Consider the following 25298-nt stretch of genomic DNA (forward strand, 5'->3'; position numbering starts at 1 on the left):
CGGACCCGAGCGCCCGGGCGAGCCGTCACGATCCCACCACGGACTGCTGGTCGGCGGGCGGGGTGTACACGTCGTCGGCGAGCTGCAACACCATGAAGCCGTTGTCATTGCAGGTGGTCCACAACTGGTTGCCGTGCCACTCCGGCGGGGAGAAGCACCAGTCGGTGGACAGGTCACCGAAGGCGACCATGCCGGACCGTGACGAGAGCGCCTTGTTCGGATCGAACTTGCCCTCCAGCACCGCCCGCGCGGCCGACGGGAACTCCATCACCGGGACGCCGATGAGTGAGGCCAGGGCGTGCGGGGAGTTCCACAGCTCCAGGTTCCGGCCCTTGCGCGCGGGCGGATTGAAGTACGCGATCTCCTTGGCGTGGAACGGATCCCGCACGTCGAACACCCGGATGCCGGATTCCTCCCAGCCGCAGGCCAGCGCGGTCGGATTCTCGGGCCGATCGGCGGCGCAGTAGTGGGCGTCGTAGGAGAACACCGAGCCGCCCATGGCCGAGGCCAGCATCGAATCCTGATGCTCGGGCAGGTTGATCTCCAGCTTGATCTTGGCCGCGACCGTCGGGTTGGTCTCGTCGGAGATATCGATGAGCTTCACCCCGCCCGCGCCGCCCTCGTCCACGGTGAACAGGTACGGCTTGCCGTCATAGGTGACCGGAATGCTGTGCTGCGTCGCCCAGCCGTCGGTCCAGAACACCCGTCCCAGATGGTTGACGTGCGGATTCGGGTCCCGGCGCTGTACGGGACTGATGTCCAGCACGGTGAAACCGGCCAGTGCGGACAGGTACATGCGGTTGCCGTCCGGGCTGATCCCGAAGCCGTGTGCCTCGATGCCGGTGAGGCCCTGCCAGATCACGTGCGGATTCGCCGGGTCGGTCAGGTCGACCGCGCTGACGAAACCGGGCGCGATGCCCGAGGCCCAGTAGGTCCGGCCGTCCGGGGAGAACCCGCCCTCGTGGGTCGTGATCGGCAGCGGCATCAGCAGATTCGTGCCCGCACCGGGATTGAGCAGCCGCGGGTGGGCGCAGTCGGAGATGTCGTAGACCGACAGGAACCCGGCGCCCTCGCCGACCGGAACGCCGGTGCCCACCAGCAGCTTTCGCTCGGCATTGACCTTGAGCGATTCCCACGTGCCGGCGAGCATGGCGGGCTCGGTGAGGCTTCCGGTCACCACCGGGTTCGCCGGATCCGACACATCCAGCACCTGCACACCCTGCGCGGGTCCGAGAATATTGCCCGGGAACATCGACCCGGTGTAGGAGCAGTGGTCGTAGGTCGCCGAGGTGATCCCCGCGCCCCTGCCCACATAGCCGCCGACGAACGACAGATTGCAGCGATACCCCAGCGTGCTGCGCCCGCTGTTGCGATCCTCGGCCGGAACATCGCCCTGCAGACCGGTTTCCGGCAGCGCGTCGTCCCCGCAGTCGGCCCGCGGCACCGAGGTGCGCCCGACATCCAGGAACTGCTGCACCTGATTCGCGATGTCGGACTGCAGATCCGCCGTCGCACCCTGCATCGGCAGCAGGGCCGCCCCCAGCAGCGTCACCGCCAGCACCGCCGCTGGCTTGGACCGGCGTACACCCGTGAACCGCAACATTGCGGTTACCCCCGTCTTCTTCTAAAAAGTCCGTATCGTGACCGGTGGCACAGACAGCTATGCAATGTGGTCACCATTACGTCTCGAAACGCTAACGCATACATTGACTGTCCGGTAGGGCCAGTCACAAATAAGTGTCTGTGACACTCTCGGTCAGTTCGGGCCTATCGTGCCGGGAGTCAGGCCAAATCCCTTGCTGCAGTGCGTAACAGACCCGTCCGGCCCGTCGATTTCGGAAACATCCGATGATCGAAGGGGATAGGTGACTCATGCGCACAACAGGATTCACGGCACTACTGGCGTGTGCCGTCCTGGCAGCCGCCACCGGCTGCTCGAGCTCCCCGTCTTCGACTCCATCCGCCGCGCCGACCACCTCCGCACTCACCACGGGCGGCACCCAGTCCGGTGGCAACCAGGGCGGCGGCCCGTCCACCGGCACTCCCGCCTCCACGGCCGCGCAACCCACCGACACCCCCATCCCCGCCTGCGCCTCCGGCCAGGTCGACGTCACCGCGAAGAGCATGGGCGCCGCCATGAGCCACAACGGCATAACCCTCACCTTCGCCGTCGCCAACCCGTCCCAGGCCTGCACCCTCACCGGCTACCCCGGCCTGGACGAAATCACCGACACCGGCACCGTCATTCACGCCGAACGCACCCCCAACGGCTACATCGGCGGCCTCCCCACCGGCACCGACACCCCACCGACCGTGGTGGTCAAATCCGGCCACCCCGCCCATGCCATCGCCGAGGGCACCTCCTGCGGCCCCTACAACAAACCCGACCCCAAGGTCGTCAAAACCGAAGTAACCGCCCCCAACTCAACCGACACCCGCGTAATCGACACCGCCGTCTACACCTGCACCATCAAGATTCACCCCGTCACCGAGTGACGCGCTGGCGGCCGCTGCCTTCGCTCGGTGTTCACGATGATCGCGAACTGGGCGGTCGAGGTGCGGATTGTCGTGGTGCTCTGCGAGTCAGTCTGTGCGGGAATGGGTTTCGGCCCAAGTGATGGCCCAGGCGTCGAGTTGGCCGAGGGCGCCGCGCAGTGCGGCGCCCAGCGGAACAGCAGACCTCGCTCACCCACGGCGAGCCCGACGATCCTTGCTGGACAGTGGAATCCGAACGCCTACTGATCCGCGCGGTCGACTCCTTGCACGACGAGGGCGATATCGATGACCGCCGGTGGGGCGCGGCGAAGGAGTTCGACGAGCGGTTACTGGATCTGGTGCTGCTGTGCGGTTGGTGCCACACGATCAGCTTCGTCGCGCGCGTGACCAGATTGCCGAACGAGCCCGGTACGCGAACTTCGCCGATCTGACGGCGACCGCGGAATAGACCCACCGCCCCTCCGCTTTACGGCGCGGGCGCGGTCACCCCGGTCAGCAGCGCTCGGCAGGCGTCGAGCAGGCGGGTGCGGAGGACTTCCGCGCGGGTTGCGATGTCGGCTTGGGCGCGGACGTATGCGGCTCGGCCGGTGGGGGTTTCGATGCGGATGGGGGTGTAGCCGTAGGGGAGAAGGTCGTAGGGGCTGGCCTTCATGTCGAGTTCGCGGGCGGCGCAGGCCAATTCGAAGGCGTCGAAGAGGAGGTCGGAGGAGATCAGGGGGGTGAGTTTGAAGCCCCACTTGTAGATGTCCATGTTGGCGTGGAGGCAGCCGGGTTGCTCGCGGTCTATTTGCAGGTCGCGGGTGAGGGGTTCGGCGTTGCGGGGGGCCGCTTCGGGGGTGAAGAAGCGGAAGGCGTCGAAATGGGTGCAGCGCAGCTGCATGGAGTCGACTACGGCGTCGGTGCCGTCGGGGCCCAGGCGGAGGGGGACCTGCTGGTGGCGGACGTCGTCGGTGCGGTAGACCATGGCCCACTCGTGGAGGCCGAAGCAGGACAGCTGGGCGGGGCGGGTGGCGGTGGCCGAGAGGAGGCGGGCGACGAATTCGAGGGTGTCGCGGCGCTTTTCGAGGAAGGCCGGGTCGGCGGTCCAGCCGGAGGAGGGGACACCGTCGGCGGGAGGGGCCGAGATCTCGTGGTAGCCGCGGGAACCCGCGTAGTCGCCGGCATCGGCGAGGACCACCCCGAAGCCGGGGTGCCAGCGTCTGAGCTGGGCGGGCTTGTGGCCGTAGTAGGTGAACAGGAAATCGATCACCGGGTGTTTCGACCCGGCCGCCCGGCGTTCGAGATACGGGCCGATCAGGGCGTCGACGCGGTCGCGGTGGACGGCCGCCCGGCCCCGCCAAGCGGGGCCGGACAGCCATTCGGGTCCGGGTGACACGGTGGAATCGGTGTGCGCGTTCATCATTCGGCTAGGCGGTGGGTGGCGTCGCGAACCGTGCCGACGAACTCCTCCACCAGATCTTCCAGGGCCACGATGCCGACCGTATTGCCGCGACTGTCGACCACGCGGCCCAGGTGCGAGTTGGTGCGGCGCAGGCGGGCCAGCGCCTCGAACAGGGTGGTGCCCATGCTGACGGTGGGCAGCGGGCGGATATCGGTGCGGGGGATGGGGGTGCCGGGGCCCGCACTGTCATCGGCGGTCAGATCGAGCACGTCCTTGACGTGCAGGTAGCCGACCAGGGAACCGTCGTCCGCGCGCACCGGGTATCGGGAGAATCCCGTTTCGGCGACGGCGGATTCGATATCGCCCAGCGTGGTCCCGTCCCCGCGCAGCGGCACCGAGCGGGTCTCGGCCAGCGTCACCATCACATCGGCCACGATCCGGTCGCTCGAGCCCAGCGCCTGGGTGAGGCGGCGATGCTCCTCCTCGTCCAGCAGACCCTCCGAACGGGACTCGCCGAACATCTCGGCCAGCTCCACCGACGACACCGTGGAATCCAGCTCGTCCTTCCGCTCGATCCGCAGGGCGCGCAGGGTGATATTGGCCGCGAAGTTGTAGATCGCGATCAACGGCTTCGCCAGCCGCAGCCACATCAGATGCAGCGGAACCAGCAGCAGCGCCGACCGTTCCGGCCCCGCTAGCGCGATATTCTTCGGAATCATCTCGCCCAGCAGAATGTGCAGGATCACCACGATGGTCAGCGCCAGCGCGAACGAGATCGGATGCAGCAGCGAATCCGGCACGCCCACCAGATCGAACGGCTTCTCCAGCAGATGCGCCACCGCCGGCTCACCCACGCGACCCAGCAGGATCGAGCAGATGGTGATGCCCAGCTGCGCGGCCGCCAGCATCATCGACAGGTTCTGACCCGCTTCGATGACCGTGTTGGCGCTCCGCTTGCCCTGTGCGGCAAGCGCTTCCAGCCGGTCGCGGCGCGCGGAGATGAGCGCGAACTCCGCACCCACGAAGAACGCGTTGCCCAGCAGCAGCACCAGCGTGAGCAGGACGGCGTACAGGTCACCCATGGCTGTGCTCCCAGGTCGCGAGGGCCTCGGCGTCGACGGGCCGGATCAGGATCCGGTCGATGCGCCGGCCGTCCATCCGCTCCACCCGGGCGATCCAGCCGCCCTTGGTGTGCGGCTGCTCCAGCTGATGGTTGCCGGGGTGCGGCAGCAGTACCTCGTCGCCGGTCTCGGGGATCCGGCCCAGCCGGGTCAGCACCAGGCCGCCGATGGTCTCGTACTCACCCTCGGGCGCGTCGTAACCGGTGGTGCGGGAGACCTCGTCGATGCGCAGCAGGCCTGAGCAGTTCCAGCCGTTCGGGGTGCGGCGCACATCGAGTTCCTCCTCGTCGTGCTCGTCGCGCACGTCGCCGAGGATCTCCTCGATCAGATCCTCCATGGTGACGATGCCGGCGGTGCCGCCGTACTCGTCGACCACCAGCGCCACCTGCATGCCGTCCCGGCGCACCCGCTCGAGCACCTCGTCACCATCGAGGCTGGCGGGCACGATCGGCACCGGCTGGGCGATCGTCTTCAGCTTGATGCTGCGACGATCCTTGGCCGGATGCACGAAGGTCTGCTTCACGTGCACGAAGCCCAGGGTGTTGTCCAGGTCGCCGTCGATGACCGGGAACCGGGAGTAACCGGTCTCGCGGGCGGCGTCGATCAGATCGGCGAGAGTGCAATCCCGATCGAGGGATTCGATCGTCATCCGCGGCGTCATCAGCTCCTCCGCGGTGCGCTCACCGAACTGCAGCGAGCGATCCACCACCTGCGCGGTGCGCTGATCCAGCACCCCGTGCAGCGCGGAAGTCCGCACCAGCGAACCCAATTCCTGCGGCGAGCGCGCCGAACGGAGTTCCTCCGCGGGCTCCACGCCCAGCCGGCGCACCGCCCAGTTGGCGGCCCCGTTCAGGAAATTGATCATCCACTTGAACACGGTGGAGAACGCGATCATCGGCCCGGCGGTCAGCCGTGCCATGGACAGCGGGTTGGCGATGGCGATGTTCTTGGGCACCAGCTCGCCGTAGATCATGGACAGCGAGGTCGCGATGAGCAGTGCCAGCGCCAGCGAAATGCCCTGTGCGGTACCCGCGGTCACCCCGAACGAGCGGAACATCGGCTCCAGCAGCCGTGCCAGCACGGGCTCGGCGATATAACCGGTGATCAGCGTGGTGATGGTGATGCCCAGCTGGGCGCCCGACAACTGGAACGAGAGTGTGCGATGCGCCTGCCGCACCTGCCGGGCCCGGCGGTCGCCGTCGCGGGCGTGCGCCTCCACGGTGGAGCGTTCCAGGGCGGTGAGCGAGAACTCGGCGGCGACGAACAGTGCCGTCCCGGCGGTCAGAGCGATGAATCCGAGCAGACTGAGAACGGTGAGCAGGACCGACACGGTCAGCACCACCTGGCCGTTTCCGAAGCCGGTATTGCGGGGAAGCCGGGTTCGTCACCCGGCTCGGTAGAGGAGCCCTCCTGTGAAGCGCCCTTGGACGCGGGTGACAACTTGTTCCTTTCGCAGGGGTTGCTGGCGGAGATACGCCACGGATCCCATTTCTTGGGTCCGGTCAGGCCATGCTACCGGGCGGCTTCCATGGTTTCCGCACAGCGGTGCCGTATCACATCCGGCGGCGGCCCCGCATCGCCGCAGGGCCGAGCCCCGCACACGCGAAACCCGGCGGATCCGAGAGGGACCCGCCGGGTTCGGGATGTGCAGTACTGACCGGTGGTGATCACCAACCGGAGGGCAGCGGCCGGCCCTCGGCGAAACCGGCGGCCGACTGCACGCCCAGCATGGCGCGCTCGTGGAACTCGCCGATGGTGCGGGCGCCGGCGTAGGTGCAGGAGCTGCGCACGCCGGAGGTGATGTGGTCGATGAGGTCCTCCACGCCCGGGCGCTCGGGATCCAGGCGCATGCGCGAGGAGGAGATGCCCTCCTCGAACAGCGCCTTGCGGGCCCGGTCGAACGCCGAGTCGGTGGCGGTGCGGGCGGCCACGGCCCGCTTGGAGGCCATGCCGAAGGACTCCTTGTACCGGTTGCCGTCGCGGTCGACGCGCAGGTCGCCGGGCGACTCGTAGGTGCCCGCGAACCAGGAGCCGATCATCACGTTGGCCGCGCCCGCCGCGAGGGCCAGGGCCACGTCGCGCGGGTGGCGCACACCGCCGTCGGCCCACACGTGCTTGCCGAATTCCTGGGCGGCCGCGGCACATTCGGCCACCGCCGAGAACTGCGGGCGGCCCACGCCGGTCATCATGCGGGTGGTGCACATGGCGCCGGGGCCCACACCGACCTTGATGATGTCCGCGCCGGCCGCGATCAGATCGCGGGTGCCGTCGGCGGAGACCACATTGCCCGCGACCAGCGGCACGCCCAGATCCAGCACGGCCACCGAGGCCAGCGCCTCCAGCATCTTCTGCTGGTGGCCGTGCGCGGTGTCCATGACCAGGACGTCGGCGCCCGCGTCGACCAGGGCCTTGGCCTTGGCCGGGATGTCGCCGTTGATGCCGACGGCGGCCGCGATGCGCAGCCGGCCATTGGCATCGGTGGCCGGGGTGTAGATGCCGGTGCGGATGGCGCCGGTCCGGGTCATCACGCCCGCGAGGGTGCCGTCGGCATGGACCAGCACGGCCAGGTGGGCGTGCTTGGCCTCGAGCAGATCGAAGATGTCGCGCGGCGAGGAGTCGGCCGGGGCGCTGACGAAATTGGCGTCGGCGACCACTCTCAGGCGGGCGAAGCGGTCCACGTCGGCGCAGGCGGCCTCGGTGACCACACCGACCGGCTTGCCGTTCTCGACCACCACGACCGCGCCGTGGGCGCGCTTGTGGATGAGGGCCAGCGCGTCGGACACCGAATGGTCGGGATCGAGCACCACGGGGGTGTCGGCGGTGAGCGAGCGGCTCTTGACGAAGGCGATGGTGGCGGCGGCGGCGGGGATCGGAAGATCCTGCGGCAGTACCACGATGCCGCCCCGGCGGGCGACGGTCTCGGCCATGCGGCGGCCGGCGACGGCTGTCATATTGGCGACCACGAGCGGAATGGTCGTGCCGCTCCCATCGGTGGTGGAGAGATCGACATCGAACCGGGACGCCACATCCGTTCGGCAGGGGACGAGGAAGACGTCGTCGTAGGTCAGGTCGTAGGGCGGAGTCTGCCCGGGAAGAAACTGCACGTTGGACCATGGTAGCTGAATGCTGGGAGTTCGCGGTGCGATCGGACGGGGAAAATGCCGGGCGGGTGCCGGCGGGGTCTCCTATGTTGGCGTCCGTGACCGATCTTGCGGCGCTCGCCGATCGACTGGATGTCAGCGACACCATCACCAAACTCTTCGTCTACTGCGACCAGGCCCGCTGGGCCGACCTGCGCGAGTCGGTGCTCGCGGAGGAGGTGTTCTTCGACAACGGCTTCGGCGGACCCGTCGGCCCGCAGCCCGGCGCCGATATCGCCGATGCCTGGGCCACCGGCCTGGGCACCCTCGACGCCGTCCACCACCAGGCCGGCAATCACCTCGTCGAGATCACCGGCGACACCGCGCTGGCCCACGCCGACGCCATCGCCGTGCACGTGAAGAACCACGCCACCGGCGGCACCACCCGCTGGTTCGTCGGCAGCTATGTCCTCGGCCTGCAGCGGACCGAAAAGGGCTGGCGCATCGACCGTTTCGAATACAAGCTGAAGACTATCGACGGCAATGCCGACCTGCTCTGAGCGATAGCTCAGGACGCGGTGGGGATGAACAGCGCCTCGAAGGGCGGTTCGCCCACCGCGACGGTCGTGTGACCGCGTCCCTCGGTGTCGGCGGCCAGCACCAGATCACCCGGTGCGAATCGCCGGCGCTCACCGTCGGAGGTGGTCACCTCGATCACGCCGCGCAGCATGACCACCCACTGCCGGGCCGGGGCCGGATGCGGCTCACTGTCGAAGCCCGCGCTGCGCAGATAGGACACACCCGCGGTCGAGGGCATGCCGCCGACGGCCATGGCGGGCACTCCGATCGCCAGAGTTCGCTCGGCCAAAGGGATTTCGGCGTCGGTGAACGTCGAACCGCCCTCGTTCGTGGCTTCGATGACGGTGTAGCGCAGGTTCTTTCGTTCGTTCATGGCCCACATGTTCACCGTCCGGCTGCGAGTTCGCGATTCCCTGCAGGGAATGACACGGAGGCTGTCCGCTCCTGTGCCGAGTCACCGAAGTGCCGTTTGCTAAAAGATTGCTACGATCACTTTTGGGCTCGGAGTTATTTCAATCTCGTCCGATTTGCCGGAAAACCCGCTCGATTTCGCGCGCGTGTCGTAGGAACGTCCAAACGTGTTCGCGTCAGCGGGACGAACGTCGGGCCGCGCCCGGCTTGCGCTTCTTGTTGTGCGGCCGGCTCTCGCCCTTCGGCCGCTGCCGGAACCGCGGCTGTTCGCGCGGAGCCTCCGCCGCGGGCGCCGTCGGCGCCGAGGGATCCGGCACCGGACGGCCGCTCGGCCGGCGTGCGCCCGTGATCTCGAGCAGCCGCCGATCACCCGGCCGCACCTCCACGTCGGTGAGCGTCACCGAGGCTCGCTCCGCCAGTCGCGCGGCCTCCTCCCGATCGTCCGGGGTGACGATGGTGACGACCGTGCCCGACGCGCCCGCCCGCGCGGTCCGCCCCGTGCGGTGCAGATAGTCCTTGGGATCCGCGGGCGGATCCACGTGCACGACCAGCGAGACATTGTCGATGTGCAGCCCGCGGGCGGCCACATCGGTGGCAACCAGTACGGGTGCGGTTCCGTCCGCGAACGCCGCGAGCATGCGATTGCGCTGGTTCTGTGCCTTCCCGCCGTGCAGCGCTACCGCGCCGATCCCGATCTCGCGCAGCTTGCGCGCCAGCTTGTCGGCACCGTGCTGGGTGCGCACGAACAGCAGCGTCCTGCCCTGCCGGGCGGCGATCTCGCTGACCACCGCCCGCTTGTCGGATCGCCGGACATGCAGGGCGTAGTGCGCGATATCGGGTCCGGCCGCGACGCTTCCGAGCTCGCTGCCCGAATCCGTGTCTGCCGCACCGGTTTCCACCGGCCCCGCCGACGTCGCGGCCGGAAGGGTGCCGATCGCATGGGTCGCCGGTTCCCGCAGGTACCTCCGCACGAGTTCGTCGACCGTCTCGTCGAGGGTCGCCGAGAACAGCAGCTGCTGTGCCTCGCCCGGCACCTTGTTGAGCAGCGCCGTCAGCTGCGGCAGGAAGCCCAGCTCGGCCATGTGGTCGGCCTCGTCGACCGTGACGACCTGAATGTCGCCCAGCTGCACCGCTTTCCGCCCGAGCAGATCGGTCAACCGCCCCGGCGTCGCGATGACGACGTCCACCCCGCGCGCCAGCCGCTCCTCCTGCTTCTTGATCGGCAACCCGCCGACCGCCGTGGCCAGCCGCAACCCCAGTGACAGCGCGGGCTCGTCCAACGCGCTCTCGATCTGAATCGCCAGCTCCCGCGTCGGGGCCAGAATCAGCCCGCGCGGCCGCCGCGGCGCACTCGGCGCACCGAACAGCCGCACCAGCATCGGCAGCCCGAACGCGAGGGTCTTACCCGACCCCGTCGCCGCGCGGCCCAGCACGTCCCGTCCATCCAGAATGTCCGGAATCACCGCTGCCTGAATGGGAAACGGCTTATCGATTCCGCCCCGCCGCAGCGCCTGCACCAGCACCGGCGGCAGTCCCAGATCCGCGAACCGCGCCTCGCCACCCTTGGAACCGGCCCCCACGCGCTCGTCCATCGGGCTCGTGGTCCCAGCAGGGTCGCGCTGGTCCCGCCCGCTCTCGCGGGCGCCGGTCCGGCGGCGGGCTTCGGCCGCTCGGTCGGTCGGCGAAGCCTCGGCTGCGGATGACGAGTCGGTGGTGATGGTTTCCTCCCGGGCTGAAGTGGGTGTCGAAGTCGGAGTGGGTGAAGGGTTGCTCTCGCCCGGGCCGGAATCGGCGGCGGGCACGGCGGATTGCGCCGCGCCCGAGTCGGATTCGGGGGCAGGCAGGCGGGGATCAGGCACGGCTGACCAGGCGGCTGAGCTCGACCAGCCAGGGGATCGCGACCGCGAGGGTCGGGACGACCAGGATCGCGGCGGCGGCGAGGTAGGCCGCGACGGCGATGCGGAGATCGCCGATCGGACCGGCCAGCCGCTGGATGCGGATCAGGGTGGTGGGGCCGCCGACGGCCATGGCGCCCTGCGGGGCCGGGGAATTGGAGCAGGCCACCAGGGCGCGCGCCAGGGGAGTGGGACCGGTGACCTTGACCGCGGAGTCGTCGGCGAGCAGTTCGATCAGCAGCTTCACCGAGTCCAGCGCGGATTTGGAACGAACCACCCGGGGGAACGCCTCGTGCGCGGCGGTGAAGGCCTCGAGTACCAGATCGTGGCGGGCGCGCAGGTGGGAGCGCTCGTGGCTGACGATGGCGGTGAGTTCCTCGTCGGACAGGTTGGTGACGGTGCCCTGGCTGAGGACCACGCGCCGGCGCAGGCCGGGCAGGCAATAGGCGATCGGCTCGGTGGCGGCCAGTACCCGGATGTCGGCCGATTTCCGGTGCACACCGGACTGATCCAGCAGGTCGACCAGCATGCGGTGGCGGGCGCGGCGGCGGCGGGTGTGGATGCCGACCCGGATCACCGACCAGATCAGCCGCGCTCCGACGAGCAGGGTGAGCGCGAACACCAGGACCAGCGCCAGCCACAGCGGCAGACCGAGGGCGTCGATCTCCTTGCTGGGCGTGGTGGTCGGACGGCCGTCGCCGCCCGGGACGAGGAGCCGGGAGGCGATGGCGAGTCCGGAACCGAAGGCGCTCAGCACCGCGGCCAGCGCGATCGCCTGCCACAGCACCAGCGCGGCACGGGGGCTGCGATAGGGCCAGGTGGCCCGGCTGAGCAGCGTTGGCACCGGTCCCGCCAATAACAGGGCGAGACCGGCGAAAACCGGCGCTGTCCAGTCCATGTCCTCAGCTCACTGCGTTGTGGGGCTCGGGCCGAGGCTACGGCTATTTGGACTCGGGTTTGTCCTTGCGCGCCACCTCGGTGGCTTCGAGCTTAGCGAGTGCGTCGCGCAATGCGGCAGCCTCGTCCGCGCCGACCTGTTCGACGAAGTGCACGAGCGCGGCGCGGCGACTGCCGACTTCGTCCGCCTGCTGCAGTGCGTCGACCATCAGGCTGGCGACGAGTTCGTCGCGCGTGTGCACCGGTGCGTAGCGGTGCGCACGGTCGTCGCGCTGCTGGACCACCAGATTCTTCTTCGCCAAGCGCTGCAGAACGGTCATCACCGTGGTGTACGCGAGTTCACGACGCGCAGCGAGGGCTTCATGGACCTGCCGGACCGTTTGCGGTTCGTCGGCCGACCACAACTGGTCCATGACCGCTTTCTCGAGTTCACCAAGACCTGCCATCCCACAAGTTTACGGAGACAACGACAGGAATGCGTACTACAGCCCGTCGTAACCGGCGAGTTGCTGGTGTGGTATTGCTCATACCCCGGCATCCGCCGGCATGTCTCCGGATCAGGAGTCACGCACGTGCCGGGCGCCGATGGGCACGATCATCGGCCGCCCCGACACCGGGTCCTCGAGCACCTCGGCGCGCAGGCCGAAAACCGCGCGCAGCAGCTCGGCGTCGATGATGTCGGCGGGGACGCCCTGGGCGACGATGCGGCCGGCGTGCATGACGATGAGGCGGTCGCTGTAGCGGATGGCCAGATTCAGATCGTGCAGGACCATGACCACGGTGCGGCCGAGATCGTCGTGCAGGCGGTCGACCAGGTCGAGGACCTCGAGGGAATGGGCGAGGTCGAGGTAGGTGGTCGGCTCGTCGAGCAGCAAGATGTCGGTGCCCTGGGCCAGGGCCATGGAGATCCAGGCGCGCTGGCGCTGGCCGCCGGAGAGCTCGTCGAGGGTGCGGCCCGCCAGGTCCGCGATACCGGTCTGTTCCAGGGCGGCGGTCACCTCGGCCTCGTCGTCGGCCGACCATTGCCGCAGCCAGGACTGATGCGGATGCCGGCCGCGGGCAACCAGATCCGCGACGGTCAGGCCCTCGGGCGCGACCGGCGTCTGGGGCAGCATGCCGACGATGCGCGCGATGTCCTTGGTCTTCATGGTGGAGATGGCCTTGCCGTCCAGCAGGACTCGGCCCGACCGGGGCCGCAGCAACCGGCCCAGGGAGCGCAGCAGCGTCGACTTGCCACAGCCGTTGGGGCCGATGACCGTGGTGATCAGCCCGGGCTCGATCTGCACCGAGAGCCCGTCGACGATGACCCGCTCGCCGTAGCCGAGGGTGATGTTTTCCGCCGCGAGGGTCACAGGGTCGCCTTCCGGTTGGTGCGAACGAGCAGGTAGAGCAGGAACGGTCCGCCGACGGCCGCGGTGACCACGCCGACCGGCAGCGAGACGGGAAAGACGGTGCGCGCGAGCAGGTCCGCCCCGACCACCGCGATGGCTCCGATCAGCGCCGAGGCGATGACCGGTTCCCCAGGCGTGCGCAGCAGCCGCCGCGCGATCTGCGGTGCGGCCAGCCCGACGAACCCGAGCGGGCCCACCGCCGCGGTCGCCAGCGCGGCGCAACCGACCGCGGCGGCAATGAGAATCGCCTGCTGGGTCTGGATGCGGACGCCGAGGACGCGTGTGGTGTCGGTGCCGAACCGCAGCGCGGCCAGCGTCCGCGCCGATCCGGCCGTGACGAGCAGCGCGACGCCCAGGCCGATCGCGGCGGGCACGAGGGTCGACCAGTCCGCCGCGTTCAGCGATCCGGTGAGCCACTGCTGGGCATGCGCGGCATCGGTGAGCGTGGCCCGCGCCAGCAGCCAGCTCACCACCGACAGCAGCGCCGCGTTCACGCCGATCCCGATGAGCACCAACCGGAATCCCATGACCCCGCTGTCGCCGGTCGCCGTCCGGCCCCAGGCCAGCAGGTAGATCAGCACGGCCGTGAGCAGCCCGCCGGCCAGTGCCGCCGCCGAAACACCCAGCGCCGCTTCCGTACCCGTCCCAACGCCACCCATCCCGACCAGCACCGCGACCGCACCGCAGCTCGCGCCGGAGGTGATGCCCAGCAGATCCGGGCTGGCCAGCGGATTGTGCAGAATCGATTGCGTCACCGCGCCCGCCAATCCCAGCGCCGCCCCGACCACGATCGCGGTCAGCGCCCTGGGCAGCCGCGAATCCATGATCACGAACCGCTGCGCGCGAGTCCCTCCGCCGCCCAGCACATCCAGCACCCGCCCGAGCGGAATCCGGAACTCGCCCACCGCGATATCCAGCGCGAACAACCCGAACAACAAGGCCACGAGCACAATCACGGTGAGCAGCGGGCCGAGCCGCAGCACCGCCGAGAACCCGCCCACGCGTATCGCGGGCCGGATCGCGCGCAATTCGTGCGAGTGAGCCTGGCCGCTGCTCCTGGCTGGTTCCGCACGTCCGGGAGTGCCGGGGTGAGAGGAGGCGATCGGCGGTGTTGCCGGTGCGGGCCGGGTGGAGGGTGATCCGGTGCTTCCGAAAGCGTTTGCCGTGGGGTGGCTGGGGCCCACTGCGCTGCGAGTGGCGTTGGGAGGTGTCGGAAGAGTCACAGGCTCACCAGCTTTCGGCGGCGGACCAGAAGGATGAAGAACGGCGCGCCCAGGGCGGCGAGGGTGACGCCGGCCTGGAGTTCGCCCGGTCGGGCGATGAGGCGGCCGGCGGTGTCGGCCAGGAGCAGGACCAGAGCGCCGAGCAGGCCTGAAAAGGGGAGCAGCCAGCGGTAATCGGGGCCGGCGAGGGCGCGCGCCAGGTGGGGGACGATCAAGCCGAGGAAGGCGATCGGTCCGACGGCGGCGGTGGCCGCGCCTGCCAGCAGGACGATCGCGGCCAGGCCGAGCGCCCGGCAGCGAGTGACATTCACACCGAGACCGCGGGCGACATCATCGCCGAGGCCGAGCAGGTTGAGGGCGGGGGCGGAGGCCAGGGCCAGCATCGCGCCCAGCGCGAGGAACGGCAGCACCTGCCGGAAGGTGGAGGCGTCGTGCCCGGCCACGTCGCCCACCACCCAGTAGCGGTAGGTATTGAGGGCCGTGCCGTCCAGCAGGACAACGATATTGGTCATGGCCTGCAGGAACGCGGTGACGGCCGCGCCGGCGAGGATCAGGCTGAGCGGGCTCGCCCGGCCGCCCCCGAGCGAGGAGACGCCGAACACCACCAGGCCCGCGAGCAGTGCGCCCGCGAAGGCGAACCAGATGTACTGCGCGGGCGCGGTGAGAGCGATCAGGTGGACGCTCAGTGCGGCCAGGAAGGCCGCGCCCGCGTTGATGCCCAGTAATCCCGCGTCCGCCAGCGGGTTTCGGGTATAGCCCTGGATCAAGGCTCCGGCCATGCCGAGCGCGAGTCCGGCGATCAGGGCGAGTCCTGTTCGCGGAAGGCGTAATTCGCGCACGATCTGGGCGGCCGAGCCGTTCGCGGGACACGAGAGTGGCTGTCCACCAGGGCAAATGAGCGCGTCGTACACGGTTCCGAGACTCAGATTCCGGGAGCCGAGGGCAATGCTGGCCGCGATGGCACACAGCAGCAGGGCGGCGAGAACGAGAAGTCCGGACAGACGTCGCCGTCTGGTGGTGACTACGGCGGGCACGGTGACGAACTACTCCTGACGCGTTCATTGCTTCGATTAGTCTGGTAAGCCTAACCTATCTTCCCGTTGCTCATTGTCCACGCATTGGCCGAATAGTCGATGAATGAGGAGGTTCGATGCTCGAACCCGTAACCGTGTGTCCGCCGCGCGATTCCCGGCTCGCCTTCGGGACGGCCTGTTCCCGCCTGCGCGCCCTGCAACCCGAACACCCGCGCGTCTACGCCGTCGCCGCCATGGCCGACCAGGGCAAACGCCGCTGGTGGCGGCTCGCCGACGGCATCCGCGAGGGGCGGATCGAGGTGATGTACCGGCGGCACGCGGCCGAGATGAGCAATGCCGACATCGCGGCCGAAGTGGTGGCCACGGCGCTCATCCACGCGGTGATCGGACGGGTGATGGCCATGGTGGTGTCCGAGAGCCGGGCCTGGGACCCGGGCCTGGAGAACCTGTGGATCCACACCGACAACGACGGCGGCATCGACTGGGCGGGCCTGTCCGACACCACGATCCGCGTGATCGACGGCGACCGCCTCACCGGCGAGGACGGCGTCGTGGCCCTGCCCTGTGAGCCGGCGCTCTACGTCTGGCTCGCCCATCGCTGCCTGCCGGCTCTGTCCCTGGTCCAGGAGGCGATGGCGCGCTGCGCGGGTCTGGGCGTCCGCCGCTTCTGGGGCCTGGTCGCGGAATCCATTGTGGGCGCGGCGACCTACGTGCCCGCGCTGTCGCGCACCTGCTCCTCGGAGGGCGCGCGTCGCGGCCAGGCCATGCTGGCCGCGTTCGAGGACCGCGGTCTACCGGTCCGCCGGGCCTGCATCAGGTAGGCCCGACCCGCACCTGGCGTCGGCCGGTCGAGACCGATCCGGTCTCGACCGGGGTCAGGAGACGGACACCGGCCCGGCGGCGTTGCCGGGCTTCGCTCCTCAGGCCGTGATGGTGATCTGCTGGTCGATGGTCTCTGAGTTCCGCGTGCACCGCCGCGGCGGCGCCCGCGGTGCCTTCGGTGACGCCCAGCACGCCGTAGACCTCCACGAAGGTCAGCCGCGCGGCCAGGATATGGAAGACGTCGCCGCGAGTCCGGGGCAGCTCCAACGACATTCGGCAGCATTCTTCGGCGGCGGCACGGTCGCCGCGCCGCGCCTCCATCAGACCCATCCAGCAGTACACCCGGGGATGGAAGAAGTGTGTGGGGTCGCTGACCGTCTGCGGCGGCGGGAAGGTCTCGAGCATGCGGCGGGCGCGGGCCAGCATGTCGTCCCGGTCGCCCCGCAGTGCGGTGGTCATGATGTCCACGAACTGGCTCGCCACGCCGGCGGCGGGATCGTTCGAGGCCTCGTATCGGGCCCGGAGGCCGTTGGCGATGACCTCCTCGTAGGGCGAGGTCGGCAGCGCGGCAGCGCGACCCGACGCGATGGCCGAGTGCGTGGCGGTCCGCTCCGCCACCGGAATCCGGGCCAGCACCGCGTCGCGCAGCAGGCCGTGACTGAAGCAGAACACGCCGGGCCGTTCGCGGTGCTCGTCGAGCAGGCCCGTCTCGTAGGCCGGTCGCAGCAGGGCCCGGACCGATGGGACCGGCGAGTCGAGAATGCCCGCGAGCGCCGCGACATCGAACTCCGGGCCGATCACCGCGGCCGCGGCGAGCGCGCGCCGGCTGGGCTTGCCGAGCACCGCCAGCCGGCGACCCACCGCGGCGGCGATCGGTGGAGTTGTCGCTGATCTTGCGATACAGGGTGCGCAGATCGTGGCCCGGCAGTGCCCCCACCTCACGGTCGAGTGTGTTGCGGGCGCGCTCGAAGGCGCCCAGCGCGTCGGGTCCGCGTCCGGTGCGGAAGAGTGCGAGCATCGGGTGGCCCCACAGTTTTTCGTGCACCGGATCGTTCGCGAGGGCTGCCTCGAGTTCGGGGATCAGTTCACTGCCACCGACCAGCCGCAGCGCGGCATCGAATCGGGACTCGACCGCGAGCCTGCGCAGCACCGAATACCGCAGCACTTCCGCGTGGGCGAACTCGTGATCGGCGAATTCGCCGAAAGGCCTGCCGCGCCACAGTCGCAACGCGGTGGACAGCGTGTCGAACCCGAGTTTCGCGTCGTCGCGGCCGAGCGCCGCACGGCCTTCATCGACGAGGTGTTCGAACGTGGCGAGGTCGAGCCGCCCGCCCACCGGTCACAGGAATTCAGCGCATGAGCGCGGCAATCTCGTCAGCGCTGCTCACCGACCGCCCTCGGTGATCCAGCCGGCGTCGATCGACTCGTCGGTGTCGAGGACGACGAATTCACGTTCGGCGGAGAGTACTTCGTAGTTGTTCGCTTGCAGCGCGGTCACCAGGGCGGTGTGGCGGACGGTGGCGGTGGCGTCGCCGACCAGGCGGCAGCGTTGGGTGACGAACCGCTCGGTGCGGCCGTCGGGCCGGGTGCGGCGGGCATTGGCGGAGAGGTGCGCGGTGTGGACGGTGGCGAGGCGGGCGAGTGCGCGCACCTCGGCGCCGGGTGTGAGCAGCAGTTTGATGTGGTGCTCGAAGTAGTAGCCGGCACCCAGCGCGACGGCTGCGTCATCGGTGGCGGGCACTCCTGCCGCCCATGGTGTCGCCTCGATCTTGGTGCGGACCACCTCGAATCCCGCAGCGTCGAGCCGCGCGGTGAGCGCCGCTACCGAATCCGCGACCGCGGGAAGCGATCCCGCGGCGCGGACGGTGAGCATCGGCTGGTCGATGACGCGGCCGCGCTCCAGCACGATGTGCACGAACTTCAATCCGTGTGCGGCGGCGTACCGTTCGAGGCGTCCGGCATCGGTCGCGCGCACGGTGAGGTGGGCTTCGAAGTCGCCGTGGAAGATCGGGGGAGCGGTCGCGGTCACCGCGCCATCCTCGCAAACCCACCGCCGTGCCGTCGCAGGGTTTTCGGCGGCGGATCAGTGCGCGTAGATCCCGGGGCGCTGCCGGTGCCAGGGGAGCCGGCGCTCCAGGTCGGCGGCGATCGCGAGCAGGGTGGCCTCGCGGCCGTAGCCGGCGACGAACTGCACGCCGACCGGAAGGTTCGAGGCCGATCGGCTCAGCGGCAGCGAGATGGCCGGGTTGCCTGTCGCGTTGAACAGTGCGGTGTACGAGCCGAATTCGAAGATCTTGCGATACCACTCGGGTGCGGTCAGCGATGCATCGTCGGCGTCGAGGTGGCCCAGCGGCAGCGCCGGGCGCGCGGTGGTGGGGGTGAGGTACAGGTCGTAGTCGGTGAGCAGCCGGGCCACCGCGCGGCGAGCCGAATTGAAGGTCGACTCGACCGCGTACAGATCGGCCGCGGTGCGGGTGGCGCCGTAGGCGACACAGGCGCGGGTGGTGGCCTCGAGGTGATCGGCGCCCGGCGTGACGCCCAGTGCGGCCGCGGCGGTGGTGACGGCGTCGGCGAGGAAACTGCACCAGGCGTCGAGGTTGGCGCGGTGGAACGCCTCGTAATCGATAGCGGGGTCGGCCAGTTCGACCTGATGCCCCATGTCGGCCAGTTCGCGGGCGACGTCCGCGACCGCTCGCGCGCAGTCCGGATCGGCCTGCGACAGGTCAGCGGTCACGGCGATGCGCAGCACGGGCGCGGGCCGGGTGATGAGCGTGCGGAAGTCGGCCGGTTCGGTGGGGAACAGGTACTTGTCCCCGGGTTCGCTGCCGTGCACGGCGTCGAGCAGGCCCGCGCAGTCCCGCACCGTCCGGGTGACCGCGAACTCCACACCCATGCCCAGCAGCGGATCGGCGTAATCGGGTGCGGCGGAAACCCGTCCGCGGCTGGGCTTCAGTCCGACCAGTCCGCACACCGCCGCCGGGATCCGGATGGATCCGCCGCCGTCATTGGCGTGCGCGACCGGCAGCGCCCCGGCAGCCACCAATGCGGCTGCGCCACCGCTGGATCCGCCCGCGCTGCGCGCCGGATCCCACGGATTGCGGGTGGGCGCGCCGTAGGCGCGGGCCTCGGTGGTGGCGTTGAAACCGAGCTCGGGGGAGGTGGTCACCGCCATGGTGGCCAGGCCCGCGCGCCGGAAGCGGGTCATCAGCGCGGTGTCGTGCGGGTGCGCCACACCGTCGCCGAACAACCGGCTGCCATTGCGCTGCGGCACGCCCGCCGCGTGGATGATCAGATCCTTGATCGCGAACGGCACGCCGGCGAACGGACCGGACGGGTCGTAGTCCAGCGGCCGCTCGAACACCTCGCCCACGACCGCCCCGAGCTGGGGATCGACCTGGGCGATCGCGGCCGCCGCCGCGGCCTGGACCTCGGCGGCCCCGGCCTGTCCCTGCCGCATGAGGGTCGCGAGACCCGTCGCGTCGTGTGCCGCGTAGTCGGCGATATCCATCGGAAACCTCCCGGTGCTGTGTGCTGGTGCGCCAGAAGGTAGGTCGCCGCGCCGGGTGCGGCGTCCGTCGATCGACGGACGCGGTTCGGCGGTCCGTACCCCGTCCCGTGTCCGCGCGATTCGTGACCGGCGTCATACTGGCCGGATGGTTGCCGCATCTGATGAGGGTCTGGACCCGGCCGTCGCCCTGCGGGTCCGGGCGTCGATCGCGGCGGCGACACCGGACCGGCCGGGTCTGGGCCGGGTGCTGTTCGAGCTGTCGCGGGTCGTCGCCTTCGAGCACGCGGCGCTGACACGGTTCGATCCGGTCGCCGGAGTGCATCGCACCGCGGCCAGCGTCGGGTATCCGCCGGGCGCGCTCGAGGTCATCGACACCTGCCTGCACTCGCATCCGATGTTCACCCGGCTCCGCGACGATCGGGTACCGATGGAACTCGCTGAGGTTCCGGCCACGGCCCGCTCCGGACCGGTGTTCGAACGGGTCATCGTGCCGCTCGGTTACCGGCAGGGCCTCACCCAGCCGTTGTACGGCGTGGACGGCCGCTACCTGGGCATGCTGAACATGAGCGGCACTGCGGGCGTGCCGTTCTCGCGGTCGTCGATCACCGCGCTCGCCCTGCTCGCCGACGTGGTCGGCGCCGCGCTCGATCCGTGCCGCAGCCCCGAGACCGCGGTCGATCCCGGGGAATCGGTCGTGCTCGTCGGCCCCGGGAGTGGCGTGCACGCGGTGACGGAGTTCGCCACACCGAGGTTGTTCGCGGCCGGTACCGCCGGATTCCGGCTCGCGCGGTCGGTGGCCGAATCCGGTTGTCCGCGTGACCATCTCCTGCTCGCCGGCGGGGAGGTCTACCGGACCCGGATGCGCCCGGCCCGATCCGGCGGCACCCGGGTCGCCTACCGCCGGATCGACCCGCCGCACGCGCTCACCCTGCGCGAACTCGAGGTCCTCGCGCTGCTCCCGGCGGGCGGATCCAATGCCCGGATCGCCGCCGAGCTCGGCGTCGAACCCTCCACCATCGCCACCCATATCGAACGCATCCTGCGGAAACTGAACGCGCCCAACCGAACCGTCGCCGCCACCACCGCGGTGCGCTGGGGCCTCGAGGTCGATGCCGCGCGCTGATCCGCGATGGATCCCCTGCTGTGGGGCATGGCCGGACAAGACGAAGGTGGTGGGTTCCGTCGAACGACGAAACCCACCACCGGCAGGGGATCGGGGCCACCGCAGCCCTCGGGGCCTCGCTCGATCCTGACGCCGACGACAGTATAGGTCAGGCTTACCTAACTGGGCAAGGGTGTCGACCCGGCGGCCCGGACCAAGATCCCTCGTGCGAACGTGGAGCCATGAGCGACGACTTCTCCTCGATCAAGTCCCTGGCCGATATCACCCCGGAGCTGATGAACAAGCTCAGCGAGGGCACCTTCACCGACCTGCTGGGGCTGAAGTTCACCGCGCTGAGCGGTGACGGGGTGGCCGCGGAGTGGGTGGTGACGCCGCAGCAGTATCAGCCGGCGGGGATCGTCAACGGCGGTGTGTACTGCACGGTCATCGAGACCCTCGCCAGCGTGGCCGCCGGCGCCTGGCTGGGAGATCGCGGGACCGTGGTGGGCGTCAACAACAACACCGACTTCCTGCGCGCGGTGCGGGAGGGCAAGCTGACCGGTGTCGCGAGCCCGATCCATCGCGGGCGTTCGCAGCAGCTGTGGCAGGTGGTGATCACCGACGAACAGGACCGGACGGTGGCGCGCGGTCAGGTCCGGCTGCAGAACCTCAACCCCCAGAACTGAAGGCGCGAAACCGGAATCGCCGCGCCGGAACTCGTCGTCAGCGGATCGTATATCACCGAAACATGCTGGTAACGCAGGTCGTGCCAGAATGACCGACGATCCGTCCCCGCAATTCGACGAGGAGTCCGAATGCGACTGTCGCCGCACGAGCAGGAGCGCCTGCTGCTGAGTTACGCGGCCGAGCTGGCCCGGCGGCGACAGGCCCGTGGACTCAAACTGAACCACCCGGAAGCGATCGCGATCATCACCGATCACGTGCTCGAGGGCGCGCGCGACGGCCGTACCGTCGCCGAGCTGATGGCCTCGGGCCGCACCGTGCTCACCCGCGATGACGTCATGGACGGCATCCCGGAGATGATCCACGATGTCCAGGTCGAGGCCACCTTCCCGGACGGCACCAAGCTCGTCACCGTCCACCACCCGATCGGATGACGGCCATGATTCCCGGCGAATACCTCTGTGCCGACGGCACGATCGAGCTCAACGCAGGTGCGGAACGCATCGAACTGGACGTGGTCAATACCGGTGACCGGCCCGTTCAGGTCGGCTCGCACGTGCACTTCCCGCAGGCCAATACCGCCCTGGAGTTCGACCGCGCGGCCGCCCACGGCCACCGGCTCGACATTCCCGCCGGCACCGCGGTGCGCTTCGAACCCGGTCTGGGGCAGCGGGTTTCGCTGGTCCCGCTGGGCGGCGCCCGCGAGGTGCACGGAATCAGCCTCACCCCACCCGGAAAGCTGGATGCCTGATGGCCGAACTGTCCCGCGCCCGCTACGCCGAACTGTTCGGGCCCACCGTCGGCGACCGAATCCGCCTGGCGGACACCGATCTGCTCATCGAGATCACCGAGGACCGCAGCGGCGGACCGGGTCTCGCCGGTGACGAGGCCGTCTTCGGTGGCGGCAAGGTGCTGCGCGAATCCATGGGCCAGGCCCGCGCCACCCGCGCCGAGGGCACCCCGGACACCGTCATCACCGGCGTGGTCATCGTCGACTACTGGGGAATCATCAAGGCCGACATCGGTATCCGTGACGGCCGCATCGTCGGCATCGGCAAGGCGGGCAACCCCGACACCATGAGCGGGGTGCACCCGGACCTGGTGGTCGGGCCCTCGACGGAGATCATCGCCGGCAACGGCCGCATCGTCACCGCGGGCGCCATCGACTGCCACGTGCACTTCATCTGCCCGCAAATCCTCGACGAGGCCATGGCCGGCGGCATCACCACCCTCGTCGGCGGCGGCACCGGACCGGCCGAGGGCTCCAAGGCCACCACCGTCACCCCGGGCGCCTGGCATCTGGCCCGCATGCTGGAGTCCACCGACTCCTGGCCGGTGAACATCCTGCTGCTGGGCAAGGGCAATACCGTGCGCGAGGACGCGCTGTGGGAGCAATTGCGCGGCGGTGCGGGCGGTTTCAAACTGCACGAGGACTGGGGCACCACCCCGGCCGCCATCGACCACTGCCTCACCGTGGCCGACGCCTCCGGCGTGCAGGTGGCGCTGCACTCGGACACCTTGAACGAGGCCGGATTCGTGGAGGACACCCTCGCCGCCATCCGGGGCCGGGCCATCCACTCGTATCACACCGAGGGTGCGGGCGGCGGGCACGCACCCGACATCATCACCGTCGCTTCGCATCTCAATGTGCTGCCCAGCTCCACCAACCCGACGCGGCCGCACACCATCAACACCCTCGACGAGCATCTGGACATGCTCATGGTGTGCCATCACCTGAGCCCGTCCATTCCGGAGGATCTGGCCTTCGCGGAGAGCCGGATCCGGCCCTCCACCATCGCGGCCGAGGACCTGCTGCACGATCTGGGCGCGATCTCCATGATCGGCAGTGACGCACAGGCCATGGGCCGGATCGGCGAGGTGGTCATGCGCACCTGGCAGACCGCGCACGTCATGAAGCGCCGTCGCGGCGCGCTGCCCGGCGACGGCGCGGCCGACAACAACCGCGTGCGGCGCTACGTCGCGAAATACACCATCTGCCCGGCGGTTACACACGGCCTCGATGCCGAGATCGGCTCCATCGAGGTCGGCAAACTGGCCGACCTGGTGCTGTGGGAGCCCGCCTTCTTCGGGGTCCGCCCGCACGCGGTCATCAAGGGCGGCACGATCGCCTGGGCCGCCATGGGCGACGCCAACGCGTCCATTCCCACTCCGCAGCCGGTACTGCCGCGCCCGATGTTCGGGGCCGCGCCGAGCGTGGCGGCGGGAACCTCGCTGCACTTCGTGTCCGAGCAGGCCATCGAGGACGGCCTCGCGAACCGGCTGCGGGTGAACCGGAAACTGGTGCCGGTGGCCAATGTTCGCAGCCGTACCAAGGCCGACCTCCCCAACAACGACGCCATGCCCCGCATCGAGGTGGAGCCGGACACCTTCACCGTCCGGATCGACGGGGAGGTGTGGGCCGAACAGCCCGCGACCGAACTGCCCATGGCACAGCGGTACTTCCTGTTCTGAACCGAGCCGGTGCCGGGCGCGGCGAGCGCGCGCCCGGCACCGAGCCCGGCTCCCGAGTGGGAAATCTCTCGGCGTGAGCGCAATGCTGGGAGTGCGCCGGAGGCGGTGGCAGACTTCGGATATGACGACCGCCGAGTGGGCCGAAGTTGATCGCTATCTCGTCGAAACCCTGGTGGGAGATGAGGATTCGGAAACCTTGCGGGCGAACGCGGAGGCGGGACTGCCCGCCATCGACGTCTCGCCACCGCAGGGCAAGTTCCTGTATCTGATCGCGAAATCCGTGCAGGTGCGGCGCGTACTCGAGGTCGGCACGCTGGGTGGATACAGCACCACCTGGCTGGCGCGGGCCGTCGGGAAGGCCGGCCGGGTGGTCACCCTCGAATACGAGCCGAAGCACGCCGAGGTGGCGCGCCACAACCTGGATCGCGCGGGGGTGGGGGAGCGGGTCGACATCCGGGTCGGTGCGGCGCTGGACTCGCTGCCGGTGCTGGCCGAGGAGCAGCCGGAACCGTTCGATCTGGTCTTCATCGATGCCGACAAGGTCAACAACGCCAACTATGTGCGGTGGGCGCTGCGGCTGACCCGGCCCGGGTCGGTGATCATCGTCGACAATGTGGTCCGCAATGGCGGCATCGCCGACGCGGCGTCGGCGGATGCGGCGGTGCGGGCAAGCCGGGAGGTCATCGAATTGATCGCCGCGGAGCCGCGATTGGACGGGACCGTACTGCAGACCGTCGGCGGAAAGGGCTGGGACGGTTTCGCTTACGCGGTCGTGCTGGGCGAGGACGACTGAGTTTTACGTCACTGAACGGACGGCGAACTGGGCATACTCTGCCCGGTCCGCCCCGTCCCGGAAAATTTGCTGCGCGTTTGCTTGTCGTCCGATGGGTGTCGGCAATACGGTCGTACGCATGACGGACCCGTACGGCTCGACCTTTCCGCCGCCCGCCTTCGCGGCCCCGCCGGAATCCGGCCATCGACCCGGCGTGCTCGAGCGGATGCGCTCGGCCGTGTTCGTGGCCGCGCCGGTCGTCGCGCTGGTCGGGATGGTGGGTGTCCTCGCCGTCGTCATCTATCGCGGCGAGCATCCGGCCACCGCCGACCCCGGCCGGAACCGGCGAGCCGGCGTCTCCACCACCGTGTCGGCCAGTCCGGTGCTCCCGGTCGTGCACGCGTCGTAATGCCCTGTGGGGCAATCACTG

General features: G+C 69.5%; 26 protein-coding genes and 1 pseudogene. 11 read left to right on the plus strand and 16 right to left on the minus strand.

The features are described 5' to 3' along the window. Positions 1-25: 25 nt before the first annotated feature. Positions 26-1603 (minus strand): hypothetical protein, encoded by a 1578-nt coding sequence (locus AB0L60_RS24770; protein WP_364617930.1) that lies wholly within the window; start codon positions 1601-1603, stop codon positions 26-28. A gap of 269 nt (positions 1604-1872) precedes the next feature. Here AB0L60_RS24770 and AB0L60_RS24775 point away from each other — a divergent pair, with 269 nt between their 5' ends. After that, on the plus strand, positions 1873-2496 hold the full coding sequence (locus AB0L60_RS24775; protein ID WP_364617932.1) for a DUF4232 domain-containing protein: 624 nt from the start codon (positions 1873-1875) through the stop codon (positions 2494-2496). 158 nt (positions 2497-2654) lie between these two features. Next, a complete protein-coding gene (locus AB0L60_RS24780) occupies positions 2655-2927 on the plus strand; it encodes a hypothetical protein (protein WP_364617934.1) in 273 nt (90 codons plus the stop codon). A 35-nt stretch (positions 2928-2962) separates the two neighbouring features. On the opposite strand, the gene AB0L60_RS24785 is transcribed toward AB0L60_RS24780, so the two are convergent. The 4 genes from AB0L60_RS24785 to AB0L60_RS24800 form a co-directional block, all read right to left on the minus strand. Continuing rightward, entirely contained in the window at positions 2963-3895 is a 933-nt protein-coding gene (locus AB0L60_RS24785; RefSeq protein ID WP_364618160.1) for a 3-methyladenine DNA glycosylase, read from the minus strand. After that, positions 3895-4959, minus strand: a complete 1065-nt coding sequence (locus AB0L60_RS24790; RefSeq protein WP_364617936.1) for a hemolysin family protein — start codon at positions 4957-4959, stop codon at positions 3895-3897. The genes AB0L60_RS24785 and AB0L60_RS24790 overlap by 1 nt, the downstream gene beginning before the upstream one ends. Next, positions 4952-6328 (minus strand): hemolysin family protein, encoded by a 1377-nt coding sequence (locus AB0L60_RS24795; RefSeq protein ID WP_364618162.1) that lies wholly within the window; start codon positions 6326-6328, stop codon positions 4952-4954. Before AB0L60_RS24795 ends, AB0L60_RS24790 begins: the two co-directional genes overlap by 8 nt. 337 nt (positions 6329-6665) lie before the next feature. Continuing rightward, positions 6666-8102, minus strand: a complete 1437-nt coding sequence (locus AB0L60_RS24800; RefSeq protein ID WP_364617938.1) for a GuaB1 family IMP dehydrogenase-related protein — start codon at positions 8100-8102, stop codon at positions 6666-6668. A 95-nt stretch (positions 8103-8197) separates the two neighbouring features. Here AB0L60_RS24800 and AB0L60_RS24805 point away from each other — a divergent pair, with 95 nt between their 5' ends. After that, positions 8198-8638 carry a nuclear transport factor 2 family protein gene (locus tag AB0L60_RS24805; RefSeq protein WP_364617940.1) on the plus strand — a complete coding sequence of 147 codons (441 nt, stop codon included), beginning with the start codon at positions 8198-8200 and terminating at the stop codon, positions 8636-8638. Between the two features lie 8 nt (positions 8639-8646). Here the strand turns inward: AB0L60_RS24805 and AB0L60_RS24810 are convergent, their stop codons facing one another. The 7 genes from AB0L60_RS24810 to AB0L60_RS24840 all read right to left on the minus strand — a co-directional run bounded on the left by AB0L60_RS24810 (position 8647) and on the right by AB0L60_RS24840 (position 15508). Then, positions 8647-9030 (minus strand): hypothetical protein, encoded by a 384-nt coding sequence (locus AB0L60_RS24810; protein WP_364617942.1) that lies wholly within the window; start codon positions 9028-9030, stop codon positions 8647-8649. Positions 9031-9244: 214 nt separating this feature from the next. Further along, positions 9245-10660: a DEAD/DEAH box helicase gene (locus AB0L60_RS24815; protein WP_364617944.1), complete on the minus strand. Its 1416-nt coding sequence runs from the start codon at positions 10658-10660 to the stop codon at positions 9245-9247. Positions 10661-10919: 259 nt separating this feature from the next. Then, entirely contained in the window at positions 10920-11861 is a 942-nt protein-coding gene (locus AB0L60_RS24820; protein ID WP_354831820.1) for a M48 family metalloprotease, read from the minus strand. Between the two features lie 43 nt (positions 11862-11904). Further along, entirely contained in the window at positions 11905-12306 is a 402-nt protein-coding gene (locus AB0L60_RS24825; protein ID WP_364617947.1) for a BlaI/MecI/CopY family transcriptional regulator, read from the minus strand. A 111-nt stretch (positions 12307-12417) separates the two neighbouring features. Continuing rightward, complete coding sequence (locus tag AB0L60_RS24830; protein ID WP_364617949.1) at positions 12418-13212, minus strand: ABC transporter ATP-binding protein; 795 nt, start codon at positions 13210-13212, stop codon at positions 12418-12420. Then, entirely contained in the window at positions 13209-14279 is a 1071-nt protein-coding gene (locus AB0L60_RS24835; protein WP_364617951.1) for an iron chelate uptake ABC transporter family permease subunit, read from the minus strand. The genes AB0L60_RS24830 and AB0L60_RS24835 overlap by 4 nt, the downstream gene beginning before the upstream one ends. Before the next feature lie 191 nt (positions 14280-14470). Next, positions 14471-15508, minus strand: coding sequence for an iron ABC transporter permease (locus AB0L60_RS24840; protein ID WP_364617953.1), 1038 nt, complete (start codon positions 15506-15508; stop codon positions 14471-14473). Positions 15509-15624: 116 nt separating this feature from the next. On the opposite strand from AB0L60_RS24840, the gene AB0L60_RS24845 reads away from it, so the two are divergent. Then, entirely contained in the window at positions 15625-16329 is a 705-nt protein-coding gene (locus tag AB0L60_RS24845; protein ID WP_364617955.1) for a hypothetical protein, read from the plus strand. On the opposite strand, the gene AB0L60_RS24850 is transcribed toward AB0L60_RS24845, so the two are convergent. The 4 genes and pseudogenes from AB0L60_RS24850 to AB0L60_RS24865 form a co-directional block, all read right to left on the minus strand. Continuing rightward, complete coding sequence (locus tag AB0L60_RS24850; protein ID WP_364617957.1) at positions 16322-17191, minus strand: hypothetical protein; 870 nt, start codon at positions 17189-17191, stop codon at positions 16322-16324. The genes AB0L60_RS24845 and AB0L60_RS24850 overlap by 8 nt on opposite strands. A gap of 88 nt (positions 17192-17279) precedes the next feature. Further along, positions 17280-17666, minus strand: a pseudogene (locus AB0L60_RS24855) (AfsR/SARP family transcriptional regulator); the annotation flags it as partial. 48 nt (positions 17667-17714) lie between these two features. Then, positions 17715-18359, minus strand: a complete 645-nt coding sequence (locus AB0L60_RS24860) for a hypothetical protein (RefSeq protein ID WP_364617959.1) — start codon at positions 18357-18359, stop codon at positions 17715-17717. 54 nt (positions 18360-18413) lie between these two features. After that, the gene (locus tag AB0L60_RS24865; protein WP_364617961.1) at positions 18414-19838 is read right to left on the minus strand and encodes an amidase family protein; all 1425 of its coding nucleotides are present in this window, start codon (positions 19836-19838) and stop codon (positions 18414-18416) included. Positions 19839-19983: 145 nt separating this feature from the next. Here AB0L60_RS24865 and AB0L60_RS24870 point away from each other — a divergent pair, with 145 nt between their 5' ends. From AB0L60_RS24870 to AB0L60_RS24900, 7 genes are all read left to right on the plus strand, one after another. Then, complete coding sequence (locus AB0L60_RS24870) at positions 19984-20961, plus strand: LuxR C-terminal-related transcriptional regulator (protein WP_364617963.1); 978 nt, start codon at positions 19984-19986, stop codon at positions 20959-20961. Positions 20962-21182: 221 nt separating this feature from the next. Then, positions 21183-21626: a PaaI family thioesterase gene (locus AB0L60_RS24875; protein ID WP_364617965.1), complete on the plus strand. Its 444-nt coding sequence runs from the start codon at positions 21183-21185 to the stop codon at positions 21624-21626. 129 nt (positions 21627-21755) lie between these two features. Then, positions 21756-22058, plus strand: a complete 303-nt coding sequence (locus AB0L60_RS24880) for an urease subunit gamma (protein ID WP_326310528.1) — start codon at positions 21756-21758, stop codon at positions 22056-22058. 5 nt (positions 22059-22063) lie between these two features. Beyond that, positions 22064-22375 carry an urease subunit beta gene (locus AB0L60_RS24885; RefSeq protein WP_364618164.1) on the plus strand — a complete coding sequence of 104 codons (312 nt, stop codon included), beginning with the start codon at positions 22064-22066 and terminating at the stop codon, positions 22373-22375. After that, positions 22375-24096 (plus strand): urease subunit alpha, encoded by a 1722-nt coding sequence (locus AB0L60_RS24890; RefSeq protein ID WP_364617968.1) that lies wholly within the window; start codon positions 22375-22377, stop codon positions 24094-24096. Before AB0L60_RS24885 ends, AB0L60_RS24890 begins: the two co-directional genes overlap by 1 nt. Before the next feature lie 121 nt (positions 24097-24217). Beyond that, complete coding sequence (locus tag AB0L60_RS24895) at positions 24218-24889, plus strand: O-methyltransferase (protein WP_364617970.1); 672 nt, start codon at positions 24218-24220, stop codon at positions 24887-24889. Positions 24890-25007: 118 nt separating this feature from the next. After that, entirely contained in the window at positions 25008-25277 is a 270-nt protein-coding gene (locus AB0L60_RS24900) for a hypothetical protein (protein ID WP_364617972.1), read from the plus strand. The last annotated feature ends 21 nt before the right edge of the window (positions 25278-25298 follow it).

The organism is Nocardia sp. NPDC051981, from assembly GCF_040680715.1.
Taxonomy (GTDB): domain Bacteria; phylum Actinomycetota; class Actinomycetes; order Mycobacteriales; family Mycobacteriaceae; genus Nocardia.